General features: G+C 61.9%; 11 protein-coding genes. 7 read left to right on the forward strand and 4 right to left on the reverse strand.

What is annotated here, in order from left to right:
- Positions 1 to 602: 602 nt before the first annotated feature.
- Positions 603 to 1,256: a helix-turn-helix transcriptional regulator gene (locus CV102_RS04110; RefSeq protein ID WP_148856629.1), complete on the reverse strand. Its 654-nt coding sequence runs from the start codon at positions 1,254 to 1,256 to the stop codon at positions 603 to 605.
- Positions 1,257 to 1,602: 346 nt separating this feature from the next.
- Here CV102_RS04110 and CV102_RS04115 point away from each other — a divergent pair, with 346 nt between their 5' ends.
- The 6 genes from CV102_RS04115 to CV102_RS04140 all read left to right on the forward strand — a co-directional run bounded on the left by CV102_RS04115 (position 1,603) and on the right by CV102_RS04140 (position 8,883).
- Entirely contained in the window at positions 1,603 to 3,000 is a 1,398-nt protein-coding gene (locus tag CV102_RS04115) for a nucleotide sugar dehydrogenase (protein WP_148856630.1), read from the forward strand.
- Positions 3,000 to 4,043, forward strand: a complete 1,044-nt coding sequence (locus tag CV102_RS04120) for a glycosyltransferase family 2 protein (protein WP_148856631.1) — start codon at positions 3,000 to 3,002, stop codon at positions 4,041 to 4,043. Before CV102_RS04115 ends, CV102_RS04120 begins: the two co-directional genes overlap by 1 nt.
- A complete protein-coding gene (locus tag CV102_RS04125) occupies positions 4,044 to 5,111 on the forward strand; it encodes a DUF354 domain-containing protein (RefSeq protein WP_148856632.1) in 1,068 nt (355 codons plus the stop codon).
- A gap of 6 nt (positions 5,112 to 5,117) precedes the next feature.
- Positions 5,118 to 6,104: a glycosyltransferase family 4 protein gene (locus CV102_RS04130; protein WP_148856633.1), complete on the forward strand. Its 987-nt coding sequence runs from the start codon at positions 5,118 to 5,120 to the stop codon at positions 6,102 to 6,104.
- Complete coding sequence (locus CV102_RS04135) at positions 6,094 to 8,097, forward strand: hypothetical protein (RefSeq protein WP_148856634.1); 2,004 nt, start codon at positions 6,094 to 6,096, stop codon at positions 8,095 to 8,097. The genes CV102_RS04130 and CV102_RS04135 overlap by 11 nt, the downstream gene beginning before the upstream one ends.
- Before the next feature lie 123 nt (positions 8,098 to 8,220).
- Positions 8,221 to 8,883, forward strand: coding sequence for a DUF6517 family protein (locus tag CV102_RS04140; protein WP_148856635.1), 663 nt, complete (start codon positions 8,221 to 8,223; stop codon positions 8,881 to 8,883).
- 224 nt (positions 8,884 to 9,107) lie between these two features.
- Here the strand turns inward: CV102_RS04140 and CV102_RS04145 are convergent, their stop codons facing one another.
- Positions 9,108 to 10,103, reverse strand: coding sequence for a DUF1616 domain-containing protein (locus CV102_RS04145; protein WP_148856636.1), 996 nt, complete (start codon positions 10,101 to 10,103; stop codon positions 9,108 to 9,110).
- A 427-nt stretch (positions 10,104 to 10,530) separates the two neighbouring features.
- Between CV102_RS04145 and CV102_RS04150 the strand changes: the two genes are divergently transcribed.
- Positions 10,531 to 11,121 carry a DUF7344 domain-containing protein gene (locus CV102_RS04150; RefSeq protein WP_148856637.1) on the forward strand — a complete coding sequence of 197 codons (591 nt, stop codon included), beginning with the start codon at positions 10,531 to 10,533 and terminating at the stop codon, positions 11,119 to 11,121.
- Between the two features lie 86 nt (positions 11,122 to 11,207).
- Here the strand turns inward: CV102_RS04150 and CV102_RS04155 are convergent, their stop codons facing one another.
- Both CV102_RS04155 and CV102_RS04160 read right to left on the reverse strand, forming a co-directional pair.
- A complete protein-coding gene (locus CV102_RS04155; protein WP_148856638.1) occupies positions 11,208 to 11,741 on the reverse strand; it encodes a DUF7344 domain-containing protein in 534 nt (177 codons plus the stop codon).
- Between the two features lie 139 nt (positions 11,742 to 11,880).
- A complete protein-coding gene (locus CV102_RS04160) occupies positions 11,881 to 13,566 on the reverse strand; it encodes a hypothetical protein (protein WP_148856639.1) in 1,686 nt (561 codons plus the stop codon).
- Positions 13,567 to 13,666 lie beyond the last annotated feature (100 nt).

Genomic DNA, 13,666 nt, shown 5'->3' on the forward strand with positions numbered 1-13,666 from the left:
ATCGGATAAGTAGCGAGAAGCGAGTGTTTCCGAAGTTTTTCCAGAAGTCGTCAATAGAATTACTCGAGTGTGTGATGGTTCGACGTGCTACTTCCTTCTCGGAACAGACGGTCTCGGTCGTCCAGGGGCTGCTACGGGTCGAAAAACGACCGCTGACGCGCGTGTGTGCTCTGTTGCACGCGTGCGACCCATCCTTATTCGACTACTAAGGCGCCTACAGCCGCCGAATCCGCAGTCTCGCCGAGTGCCGCCGACGCGACGGTACTCGAGCCGATACTGTCACAGCAGTCCGACAGATCCATCGAAGCGCCGGCTCCAGGACACGCGATGGTTCTCGGAGAGCGCCGAGAGACGACCACCAGGAGCACGTGTGTGACAGCTCGTTGGACGGTTCGAGGTCGTCGAGAACGGGCTGTGATCGTTCGATCAGCGTCCTCGCGACGCAGATCAGAACCGTTCGTAATCGTTCGCAACGTTCGATCGAAACCCGCGTGTGCTCGACTACTGGTGAGATCCGAAAAGCGGACGGAACGCAATGAGAAGCGAAAAGCGAGCGGAGCGTGGAGAGAACCAGCGACGCTGATTGCGCAGCAACGACCTGGTTACTGCGGCGACTTTTTGACGGCGACCGACGGATCGTCGGCCTGATCGGATCCGTCGGGTCCGTGGTCCGCGAGGACGATCGCGTTCTCGCGGCCTACCGAGACCTTGCCGATCTCGCCTCGTTCGTGCATTTCCGAGAGGAGACGGCTGACCTTCGACTTCGACCAGCCCGTCTCCTCGACGATGCGATACTGATACGTCCGACCGTCGTTCTCGACGAGTATCCGGATGATCTGTCCCCTGTCGCTCAACAACTCGTCCGGCGTGTCCGGCGAGATGTACGCCTCGTACGTGTGCGCCGGTTCGTCGTCTGCCGGCTCGTCGGTCTCGTCGTCCGTCTCTTGACTCGACAGTGCTGCCATCGGATCGATGTCGAGGTCGCGGTTCGACAGCGCCTCGATGAGACGCGCCCCGATGAGTACGCCGATGATCAGGACTGCAGCGGCCACCAGCGCGAACTCCCAGATGGGGGTCACGTTCAGGAACTGAACGATCTGTGAGGCGCCCCGGTCGGCGACGAGAGCGGCCGCTCTCGGGCGGAGTGCCCCACCGTCGGCGGCCGAAAGCAACGTGGCTGTGGCGGCGTCGCCGTCGGTGAGCAATGCGTCGCTGAAGACGGATGTGGATACGATATCGATCGTGCTGGGCTCCATGGTTGCTAAATTCGGGTATGACCGAGCGTGAGAGAACATATTCACATCGGCCGTATCAGATTACAATATGACATCCAACTTCATTATGCGGTCAAACAGATCCGCTTAAGTCCGCGATAAGGTCTCAACCCGTGAGAAACGAAACCAAGGCCGAACGGTGGTCGAGCGGTGTCTATACCGTTGATGTATCTGAACGGGGTCCGACGGGACAGTTTATCGGCTATATAGTAAACCCATGAGATTGTCTTGGGTCAGTCGAGGCGTGTCAGCCGCTTCGAACGGCGTCTGACACAGCATACTCCGACGCACGGGCGGTCGAGCGTGCGTCGGCCACGTGACACACACTATGACCCCACCACTGAGCGACACCGAGAGACGAACGGACGGACCAGAGAGCGACCACCAGACAGACAGCCACTCGGACGGAGAGGTCCTCCTCGAGCAGTCCGTCGAAGAGCGGGTCCAGGATGCGACGGTCTGTGTGGTCGGTCTCGGATACGTCGGACTCCCCCTCGCGGTCGGGTTCGCGCAGGCGGACTACCGCGTCATCGGCTTCGACGTCGACGATTCGAAGGTCGAAACGCTGCAAAACGGGGTCGACACGACCGGCGATCTCTCGGACGACGATATCCTCGATGGTGACGTTACGTACACGACCGACGACGCCGCGATCCGTGATGCGGACTACGTGCTCGTCACGGTTCCGACCCCCGTCGAGGAGGAGCGACCGAATCTGGCGTTCATCGAGAGTGCCGCCGAAACCGTCGGCGAGCACGTCGAGCGCGGAACCACCGTGGTCCTCGAGTCGACGGTCTACCCGGGAGTCACGCGCGAGGTGTTCGCGCCGGCAATCGAGGACGCTTCCGGACTCGAGGCCGGCGAGGATTTCTTCGTCGGCTACTCGCCCGAGCGGGCGACGCCGGGTGACGGGGAACACTCCCTCGAGAGCGTCGTCAAGGTCGTCGGTGGGCAGAACGAGGCAGTTCGAGAGGACGTCGCGACGCTCTACGAATCCGTCGTCGACGCGGGCATCCACCGCGCCTCGTCGCTCGAAGTGGCCGAGGCGAGCAAGGTCATCGAGAACGTCCAGCGCGACGTCAACATCGCGCTGATGAACGAGCTTTCGATGGTGTTCGAGGAGATGGACCTCGACACCCACGAGGTGCTCGAGGCAGCGGGGACGAAGTGGAACTTCCACGACTACCGGCCGGGGCTCGTTGGCGGCCACTGCATCCCAGTCGATCCGTACTTTTTCGCCCACCGCGCGAAGCAGGTGGGCGCCAATCCGGAGCTGGTCCTCTCGAGCCGGAAGGTCAACGAATCGATGCCCGAACACGTCTCCGACCTGATGATCAAGGCGTTGAACGAGGGTCACAACACCCTTCGAGACAGCCGCGTACTCGTCCTCGGGCTCACGTACAAACGAAACGTCGCCGACATCCGGAGCTCGAAGGTCGCGAACGTCATCGACCAGCTGAAAGAGTTCGACGTCGACATCGTCGGGTACGATCCGCACGCGGACGACGACGCCGTCGAGCAGTCGTTCGGCATCGACGTCCAAGACTCGCTCTCCTTCGAAGAGTTCGACGGCGTACTGTTGGCGACACCACACAGCGAGTTCGACGGTATCGACCTCGGAGAGATGGCGGCGGCGCTCAACGACGACGCCGCGCTGGTCGACGTCGCAGGAGGGTTCGACGCGGACGACGCGACCGCTGAGGGACTCATTTACCGGGGGGTATAATGTATCACGGAAATACGGTCGGCGTCATCGTCCCGGCGTACAACGAGGAATCACACGTCGGCGACGTGCTCGAGACGATGCCCGGCTTCGTCGATCGGATCTACGCCGTCGACGACCGGTCGACCGACGGGACCTGGGAGATCATCCAGGAGTACGCAGCCGCTTCGAAGCAGTCCGACGACGAAGAACGCGCCGATTCGACCGGCGACGAACGGGCCGCAGTGCCTGCCTCGATCCCCGACGGTGGGACGATCGAGGGAACCGAGATCGTCGCGATCCGCCACGAAGAGAACCAGGGTGCCGGTGGGGCACTCAGGACCGGCTACGTCCGCGCGCGAGACGACGGAATTGACATCGTCGCTACGATGGACGCGGACGGTCAGATGGATCCCGACCAGCTTCCGCGGCTGCTGGACCCGATCGTCGAGGGTGAAGCCGACTACACGAAGGGCAACCGACTCGCCGACCGGGAAGACCGCAAGGAGATGCCCCCGTTCCGTCTGTTCGGCAACTGGACGTTGACCCAGTTGACAAAGATCGCGAGCGGGTACTGGACCCTCCAGGATCCGCAGAACGGCTACACTGCGATCTCGAACGAGGCGCTGTCGACGGTCGACATCGAGTCGCTGCCGGACGATCACGAGTATCCCAACGACCTGCTCGTCAGACTGAACATCGCGGAGATGCGCGTCGGCGACGTCTCGATGCCCGCCAAGTACGCCGACGAGGAGAGCACCATCGAGTACAAGCGGTTCATCCCAACCACCTCGGTGACGCTGCTTCGCGGCTTCCTCCGGCGGATGCGAACGCAACTCGCCAACGACCGCAGCGATCCAGTCGCGCTCAGTTACCTGCTCGGTATTGCGTCGCTGGCCGGGACCGTCGCGTTCACCGCCGCCGCCGGCGCGGACGCCCTCGAGGGCGAGGCGTCGCCGCGTAACCTGTTCACGACCGTTCTCGCGTTCGCCGCGAGTGCGGTCGTCTTCCTGGTCGCGATGGGGATCGACGCTGCTGCGAACGCGGGCAAGGGGGTGCGTCGCTAGATGCGGGCCATCGTGACGATCCAGCATCCTGGCCACGTTCACTTCTTCAAGCACGCCATCGCGGAACTCGAGTCCAACGGCCACAGTGTCCACGTCTTCGCGCGTCGGAACGAAGTGGTCGCCGAACTGCTCGAGACCTACGACATCGATCACGAGATCCTGGCCGGCGAGTCGAACTCGCTGCTCTCGCTTGCAGCGGTGCAGGCGACCTACGAGACGCGGCTGCTGGCCCGGGCCCGCAAGATCAAACCCGACGTGATCACCGCGATCGGCGGCCCCGCCGCGACCCACGTCGCGAAACTCGTCGGCGCGAAGAGCGTCGTCTTCTACGACACCGAGCACGCGACGCTTATAAAACGACTCGCCTACCCGTTCGCCGACGTCATCTGCACGCCCGAGTGTTACGACGGCGACATCGGCTCGAAGAAGGTCGAGTACGCGGGCTACCACGAACTCGCCTACCTCCACCCCGACCGCTTCGAACCCGATCCCGCGATCCTCGAGGAGGCGGGACTGGAACCCGACGACACGTTCGTCGTGATGCGCCTGAGTAGCTGGGATTCCTCGCACGATATGGGCCAGGGCGGCTTCGACGATCCAGTCGAGGCCGTCGAGCGCCTCGAGGACGCCGGCGCCGAGGTGCTGATCACGTCGGAGGTCCCCCTTCCGCCCGAACTCGAATCCAACCGACTCACCACGTCGCCGGATCGGATGCACGATCTGCTCGCGTACGCCGACTGTTTCGTCGGCGAGGGCGCGACGATGGCCTCCGAGGCGGCGGTGCTCGGCACACCCTCGGTGTACGTCAACTCCCTCTCGCTCGGCTACACGAGGGAACTCGAGGAGAACTACGGCCTCGTGTTCAACTTCAACGGCACGAACCGCCACGCTCGGTCGCTCGAGCGGGCAGTGTCGATCGTCGAGGAGGCCGACGACGAGAAGTGGAACCGCCGACGCGAACGACTGCTGGCCGACCGGATCGACGTCACCGACGTCATCGTTAGAGAGGTCGAAACCGTCTCCGGACGCGATCCGGACCGATCGGCGCTCGCTGCCAACGCTGACTGACACGATATGCACGTACTACATCTCATCACCTCCACGCGTTCGTTCTTCGAGCAACAGATTTCCGTGCTCGAAGACCGCGGCGTCGAGTGCACCGTCATCGGCGTCCCCGGCGACTACACCGCCGACTCACCGCGGACGCCCGGCGACTACCTGCGGTTTTATCCGAAGGTGCTCTCGCACGTTCGTTCGGACGAGTACGACCTGATTCACGGCCACTACGGTCTCGTCGCGCCGTTTGCACTCGCCCAGCCGACGCGCCCGGTGGTGATGAGTCTGTGGGGAACCGACCTGATGAGCGACATGGGCTGGCTCGAGACGATCAGTCGATACGGCGCCCGCTTCGCGGACGCCACGATCGTGCCCAGTCCCGCGATGTCGCGCGAACTCGACGTCGATCACGTCGAGATCCCGTTCGGCGTCGACACCGAGCAGTTCAGACCCGTTCCACGCGAGGAGGCCCGCGAGCGCGTGGGATGGGACCCCGACGAACGAATCGCACTCTTTCCGTACGATCCCGACCGGGACGAAAAAGACTACGCGCGGGCCGAACGCGTCGTCGAGCGCGCCGACGCCGACCTCGAGTTGCGAACGGTCGACGGCGTTGCCTACGAAGAGATGCCATACTACATGAACGCGAGCGACGTCCTCCTCGTGACCTCGAAGCGCGAGGCCGGTCCGATGGTCGTCAAGGAGGCCGCGGCCTGCAACGTGCCGACCGTTTCGACCGACGTCGGCTTCGTCCGCGAGACGATCGGCGACGTCGAGAACTGTACCGTCAGCGATAGCGACGCCGAACTCGCCGCCGGCCTCGAGTCAGTTCTCGCCGGCGACCGCCGCTCGAACGGCCGTGAGGTGATCGACGGCCTGAGCCTCGAGGCGATGGGTGACCGGGTGCTCGAGTGCTATCGGCAGGTCCTCGAGCGAAGGGGCCGCGAGCCGACCGAACTGACCGTCGATCGAACCGACGACGGGGAGGTACATCATGGCGTCTAGGATGTCACTGTCGAACTTACGACCGTTACGCCTGGATACGACGGCGGCGATCATCGGACTGGCCGTCGCCCTGTTGCTGTTCCCGCTGCGGTTTTTCGCCTCGCAGATCTACATCAACACGATTCCGATCGTTATTGGGATCGGCTGTCTCCTGTATCTCGGCGCGGTCAATCAGAACGAGGACGAGCGGACGCTGTCCGTGCTGTCGACACCGGCGGCCATGGCGTTGCCGAGCATCGTTGTCGTCGGCATGGTGGCGATGGTGCTCGTAACGGTGCTACAGGAGGCACGGACGACCGCCTTCTTCGCGATCTCGGCCGTGGTCGGGACGTTACTGTTCGTCCAGATACTGTTCACCAGCGACCGCGATTTCAACCACGGGCTCATCCTGTTCCAGCTCGTCCTCTTCGCGTTCGTCTTCCGACTGCTCGCGCTGTACGCGACGCCGGGCTACATCGGAATCGACGTCTGGACGCACATGACGGAGCTAGCGAGTGCGATCTACACCGAGGAGTCACTGGGTGCGATCGGACACGACAAGCACTTCGCTTCGCCGTTTTTCCACCTGCTCGTGGTCGCCTCCGCACTCGTCTACGACGTCTCCCTGCGACTCGGGCTGTTCCTCTCGGTCGGTCTCGTGATGCCGCTGTCGATCCTGCTGGTCTACGCCGCGTCGAACCTGCTGGTTCCCACCCGATGGGCGACGTTAGCCACGGCGCTGTTCGCGGTGAGCAGTCACGTCGCGCTGTGGGGGATCCACCTCATTCCGACGAGTATGGGACTCGTCTTCTTCCTCGGCCTCCTGTACGCACTGCTCCGCGTGATGCGGATCGAGTACACGGGTCGCGATTTCACGCTATTGATCCTCCTCTCCATCGCGATCGTCCTCACTCACCAGGTGTCGTCGTTCATTATGCTCGTTCTACTGGGCGCCGCGTTCCTCGCCCAGCTCGTGTTCATGCTCGGCCCACTGGGGCTCACGCGGCTCGACACGAGCGTCTTCCAGACGAAAAAACCCGTCAACCTCCTCGGTCTCGTGGTGTTCAACTTCGGGTTCCTGATCTTCGTCTGGTCGCTGACCCCGTACCGACAGGACTCGTTCCTCGGAACCATCCTCAGCCTGTTCGGCGAAACCCTCTCGGAGAGTGCAGGCTTCCTGAATCTCGCGTCGCCGGGTGCGACGGATGACGAGGAGGAACCCGGCGCCGCTGCGGAGACGACCACCACGCTGTTCGACCAGATCGTTCCGTACGTGGAGGAACTCGGCTTTCTGCTGTTGCTCAGCTTTATGCTCGTCGGCTGTCTGTATATCGTCCACCGGCGGCGTGCCGAGCAATCGGTCTTCACCCTGGCGCTCGGGTCGGGCATCATGCTGTTCTTCGTGCTCGGGTTGCCGATGTTCGGTATTCGGAACTTCATTCCGACGCGCTGGTTTGCGTTCCTCTACGCACTGATGGCCATCCTCGGTGCGATCGGACTCCGGACGCTCAGTCGGAACCTCTCGGCAACGCCCGTCATCGTCGTCCTGTTGCTGGTCGCGTTGATCTTCCCGGGCGGGATGATGCTCGCGTCGAGCAGCAGCGTCGACAATCCCGTCTTCGAGGAACACAACGAGCGCCTCGCCTACGACGAGGACGAGATCGCCGCGGCGTACGCCGTCGGCGAGATGACCGGATCGCCGGCCGGTGACGAGATTCGTCCGGATCAAGCACTCTACACCGATCACCCGTACCAGACGGTCGTCTTCCGAACGCACTCGTATCCGCTAAGCGGGACGACATCGGCACAGATACCCGCGGAGAACCAAACCGATCAGCAGTACACTCTCTACCGGACGGTACAGTCGGAGGAAACGGCGACGTACTTCCGGGACCAAAACGGCCACGGCTACACCCCCGCCATCGATCGGCACGAACTCTGCCAGCCCGAACAGTCGACGGTGTACGACAACGGCAACGTGGAGTTCTGTACACCGTCGCCCGCACTCGAGTAATCTCGAACGGAGAGAACGGATAGCGACTCCACTCCTTCTCGTCGTCTTCCGCTGGCGTCGTTCGGTATGAAACGGTCGCTGCGAACCGACGGACTTTCGTCTTCTGCGGACAGTTACGTATCGATGACTTTCACGCGCCGGCGCATTCTCGCATCGGGTGCAGCCGTCGGAATGGGCCTCGGTGCCGGATGCACCCGACTCACCGACGGTGCACTCTCGTCGACACCGGCGACCGTCGACGACGACGCGCTGGCCGAAACGGGGTACGGCGAGCACGCCGTCGACGAACTCCCGATCGAGCGTACCGTCGGCCGGTTCGGCCTCGAGCGCACGATCGAAGTGCGCAACTGGTACGCCGAGTACGACCGTGCCGTCGCGCTCGATGCGATCGGACTGCCCCGACTCCAGGCGGCGGTCGTCGCTGTTCTGAGCACGCCACGAGTGTCCGCCTTCGGCCGGTCGTTCAACCCCGTCGGCGAGTACACGACCGACGAACTCGTCGAACTCATTCAGGAACGGTACGACGAACTCGAGGCGGTCGAGCGCGTCGACGAGACGGTCGTCTCGATCCTCGACACCGAGACGACGGTCGCCCGGTACGACGCCCGCGCTCGCCTCGTCGAGGCTGGCATCACGTTCGACGTCGCCGTACAGCTCAGCGAGCCAGTCGAACACGACGACGACTTCGTACTCGGCGTCGCCGTCTACCCGCGGGTCGCCGGACTCGAGACCGAGTCCGACGCGGTTCGGACACTACTGGCCGGGATCGAGCACGAACAGGCGTGACGGACAGCGTCGGACCGTCCGTCACACACACGGCACTGCTGGCACTCGACTCCGCGGACGGATGAGTGTGAACGGGAAGAGTGTGCATCGAGAGATGGACAGGATAGTGCGCATCGAGAGAGCGGCTGATCGGCGGGTCGAACGAGTCGGCGGTAAAAAATCGAGTCGGCGGTAGCGAGAACGAGTCGCAGAACCCAATCGAACGCGACCGCTGCTCGAGTCGATTACGAGACCGTGACCGGAAGCTCGATCGTTCGATAGGCGTTCTCCTCGGTCGGATCCTCCGGTGGCTCACCCTCGTAGAGGTAGAGTACCAGTCGGAGGTCGTCGCCGGTCATCGACGGCTCGAACTCGAGCGTCTGCTCGTGGGTCTCGCCGTCGGCGACGGTGGCGGACTCGCTGGCGAGGACATCCTGCTCGTGGACGGTAACGCTGTCGTCCTCGTAACTCACCTGCTGGAGCGCGACCACGGTCGTGTAGGATCGCTCCTCGTGTTCTTCGTTCGTGATGTACGCCGTCTGCGACTGCGATTCACCCGCCGACAGGGAGTCGTCGTACATCACTTCCATCTCCCCGTGGACCTCCTCCGTTTCGATGTAGAACTCGGTGTAGCCGTCGTGTTCGGGCGGGCCCGTCGCGACTGCGAATCCTGCGGTGACGAGCAGGACGGCCAGCGCGACCAGGAAGATCGCGTTGTACAGCATCGGACTCGGCGCCGATCGACCGTACGAGTTCCGGTCAGCAGAGAACAGCAGGGACGATCCCGACAGCGAGAGGGCAAACCGCTGCTCCGGCGGACACCGATACCGCTGGACGATCGCCAGCAACGAGAAGACGATCGTCGTCAGGGCAATTCCGACGACGACCGGTCGAACCGTGATTCCCCACGGCGTCGCGGACGTAACCAGCGTGACCGCCGGAACGACCGCGATACTGGCGACGACCGACAGGACGAACCGCTCGATCGATCCGAGTCCACCGCTGCTCAACACCGGACCTCGTCGGGTGGTCTTCTCGTCGTCGAACGACTGATACTCGTCGTCGAATTTGTCCGGGTACAACACCGAAACGAGGGCGTATCCGGGCAGGAATAGCAGGAACGGAATTCCGAGGAGGATGCGAACTGGTCCTGGAACGCCGATGAACAGCCCGAACGTAACGAGGCCAGTCACCGCGATAACCAGTGCCAGATCGAGAAACCACCAGTCGGAGTCACTCATTTACCGGGAATGAGTACCTTGAGCGTTTAGTTATCGGTCGTATAAGCCGAGCCACGCCGCCGTCGGTCGTCGTCCACCGTCGGAGCCGACCGGCGACCGTCTTCGAAATTTGGTGACAGTAAACACCGTCGGATTTCCAGGAGAGTTTCGTTCAACTATAAAAATATTCCGTCAATTCAGGCAGTTCTGAACGATGGAGTGTTATGATAGAGCATAGTCTCGGGACGAGAGAGGCGTATAAGTTATGTGACTATTGAACAGTCCGAGTGCTGGAAAAACCGTTTCTGAACGCCCATTCCGCCGAATGTACGTTCTGAAACAGTCACAAACCCAAATATTAGGGGCAATTTCACTGAAGTCAAACCGTTCATCTGTGGACGATTTTCAGCCTTTAATACTGGTCCGTGAGTGACGATCAAGCAGTACGATGAGTTCCACACAGGCGGTCAGAGACGAACAGAATCGAGGTGAAGACCAAGCGGACGAACAGGGTACGTCCGGTGAGGAGTTGCCGGTAGACGAGATTTTCCACATTCTGCAGAACGAACGCCGTCGAATGGTCCTCGAGTATCTTCAGGAGGCGGAGGATTCCGTACGCATGCGCGACGTGGCCGAGCAGGTTGCGGCGTGGGAAAACGGCACGACAGTCGAGGAACTGAGTTCCGACGAGCGACAGCGCGTTTACATCCCACTCTATCAGTCCCACCTGCCGAAATTGGACAAGGCGGGCATAATCGACTACCAACAGAACCGCGGTATCGTCGAGCGCCGTCCCCTCGCAAAGCAACTCGACTACTACCTCAATGCCGATTCCGAGACGAACGCAAGTAGAGACGACGGCAACGCGGTGACTGGTGACTGGGACGACTACTATATTGGCGCCGCCGGCGTGGGCGCGGTCTTGCTTCTCGGTGCGGTGTTCGAACTGCCGCTCTTCTCGCTCATCACCGGTATCGGACTGAGTGCCCTTATTCTGCTGATGTTTACGGCACTGACGATCGGACAGTACGTCAGGTAATTGCGTCCGAATCCGACGGGCGTCACCGACGAGCTCATCACCGACATGTGGGTTTCGCCACCCGGTCGGCACACCCCTGCTCGAGATTACCAGACGACGGTCGCGAGGATTCCGACAGCGGCGGTCAAGAGACCGAGAAGCGAAACGGTCGCCGTGACGTCGAGAACGATCGGCGCGAGGAGCAATCCAAGTGACGCCGCAAACAGAACGGTAAGCACGTAGTTCCGAAAACGAGAACCCGGTCGCTCGACCAGCGTAACCGTTCCCCGGTCCGGATGAAAATCGATCACGCCGGAGGCATCGAGTGCCGGCAACGCGGTCTGTGAAAGTCGTTCGTGAACGTCGCCCCAGGCTTCGACATCGTCGACTCCATCAGCGTCGTAGATTTGATCTGCGATCTCGTCTATCGTCACCGGTTCGTCGCGCGACTTGAGCAGCGCAACGATGTCCCACTCGAGTTCCGGCGGTGCGCTGGTCGCTCCCGCATCGGTCTCGGTGTCGTGTGAGACGATCGACGATTCATCGTAATTAAAGACTCTGACGGACGTCGACGCTTGAATTGTGGACTCGTCGCCACTCGAGTCCGAGGATGAGTTATCTCGAAACGGCGTCAGACGCATATTGTATATCACACACATCGGGTATTATAAATATGGTCCCGATATCGAGATCTGAATCAATCGCGGCCGTTCGTTCGCGCGTTCAAACCGAGGGTAAACGTTTTACAGACCGTGAAAACACCCATTACGACAGAATTTGTTATGCAACCGACGGATGCCGGTCGAGCCAAGTTCTGGGCTGTTCAGCACTGTCCGTCCAACTGTCAGTCCAGCCGAGAAAATCGTTGAGCCGGAGTTTGTGACGGGCGGGCAGGTCGTGAACGTGTTCGAGTTCCGGCAGCAGTCGCTGGTCGAAGTCGTGCTGGTTGAACTGTTGTTCCCGGTCCGGCCAGGGAGACTCGAACGACTCGAGAAATGGCGTCTTACGCCGGACGAACCGTTCCATCTCGTTGAACAGCGTGAGATCGTGAGGACGGTCCGGGGGACGGTGTTTGAGCATGTCGGCGTCGATCATTTCGCAGGCCTCGAGGAACGTCTCGGTGGTCCGCTCGGCCGGTGGTGCCTGGAGGTGCCACTCGAGTAGTTCCGTGTCCGCGGCGAGAAACGACGCGAAGTAGTTGTCCGCAAGCTGTGTGTGGAACGGGATCGAGGGCTGATTCGAGATTCCACAGCAGTTGATCGCGTTCTGGATGGAGTCAGAGCGGTCCAGAACGGACTCGAACTCGGTTCGGACGGACTGTCTGACGAACGATTCGGGATCGACGTCGAACGACGTTCGCTCGGCCAGGTCGACGCTCGCGGACGGATCGTACCCGAACCGCGAGAGGAGGACGTCGATCGGATCCGGGTCGGGATCGAGGCGCTCGAACGGAATGCGTTTGCCGAACACCTCGAAATCCACCTGCGCGGTAAAGTGCCCGCGGAAGAACGTGTCACAGAGCAGGCCGTGGTACATCGTATCGACCTCCATCTCGTCGGAGTAGCCGGCGTGGTGGATATGCAACGACTCCTTGAGACCCTGCGAGTAGCGGACTTTCGTCTCGTCTGCGTGGAGGTAGCGCTCGTCCGGTTCGAACGCGGTGTGATCGGCGCCGTACTGCGTCGCGAGACGGTTGGCACCCGCGACCTCCTGGGCGGTCGGACTGCCGACCGTGTAGCAGTGTTCGATCTCGGGGAGCTGAGCGAGAAGCATTCGCGAATCGTACCCCGCAGAGAGGAGCAGCCCCTTCCGTCCGGGAAGTATCGACCGTCGGTCGATCGCCCGCTCGAGACGGTTCGCCAGGCTCTCGGCGTAGTCGAACTCCTGCGTGTCGTAGACGAACCGCTCGAGATGCTCGATGGACGACCGCGTCAGGTAGCTATCGATCGGGAGTCGAGACAGTTGCTCGACGCTCGTTTTCTCTCCGAGGGTGACGCCGAGGTGGAGAAACTCGAGAATGGCATCCCGCCGGAATTCGGGCTCCTGGATCGTTGCTGCGACGGTCGAGGAGTCCGTCCCAAACACGCGAACTCCGGGATCGTCGGTGTAGAAACACTCCCGGGATCGAATCGGATCCGTCGCGGTGAACGCCGCGTCTCCGGTGTCGAGCACGAGCAGGTACGACCCGTTGAGCCTGGACAGCGCGTCGGCCCCCTCGCGATCGTACGCCTCGAGAAACCATCGCGCGGCGTTCGACTCGCTACCGGGGACATACACCTCTCCCCAGATAGCGCAGACGCCGTCGTCACTCTCGTACGTCGCGCTCCAGCCAGGAGTGCCGAGCCCGGAATCTCTGATCCCGACGGTCGTCGACGGTCCGACGAGCATCTCGTCGAACTCGTCCGTCGACCTGAACCGGGTAAACGCTTCCATGCCGCCAAATACGCCGAAGAGTTCCGTATTCATCTCGAAGACACCTCACTGCGTGACTGTAGCGTGTACTCTCGGGAGACGACTCGTGAGTTTCGCGGCCAGTCCTGGTTCGCCGACCGGTGATCGCAGATCG

The sequence above is a fragment of the Natronococcus pandeyae genome (assembly GCF_008122205.1).
GTDB classification, from domain to species: Archaea; Halobacteriota; Halobacteria; order Halobacteriales; family Natrialbaceae; genus Natronococcus; species Natronococcus pandeyae.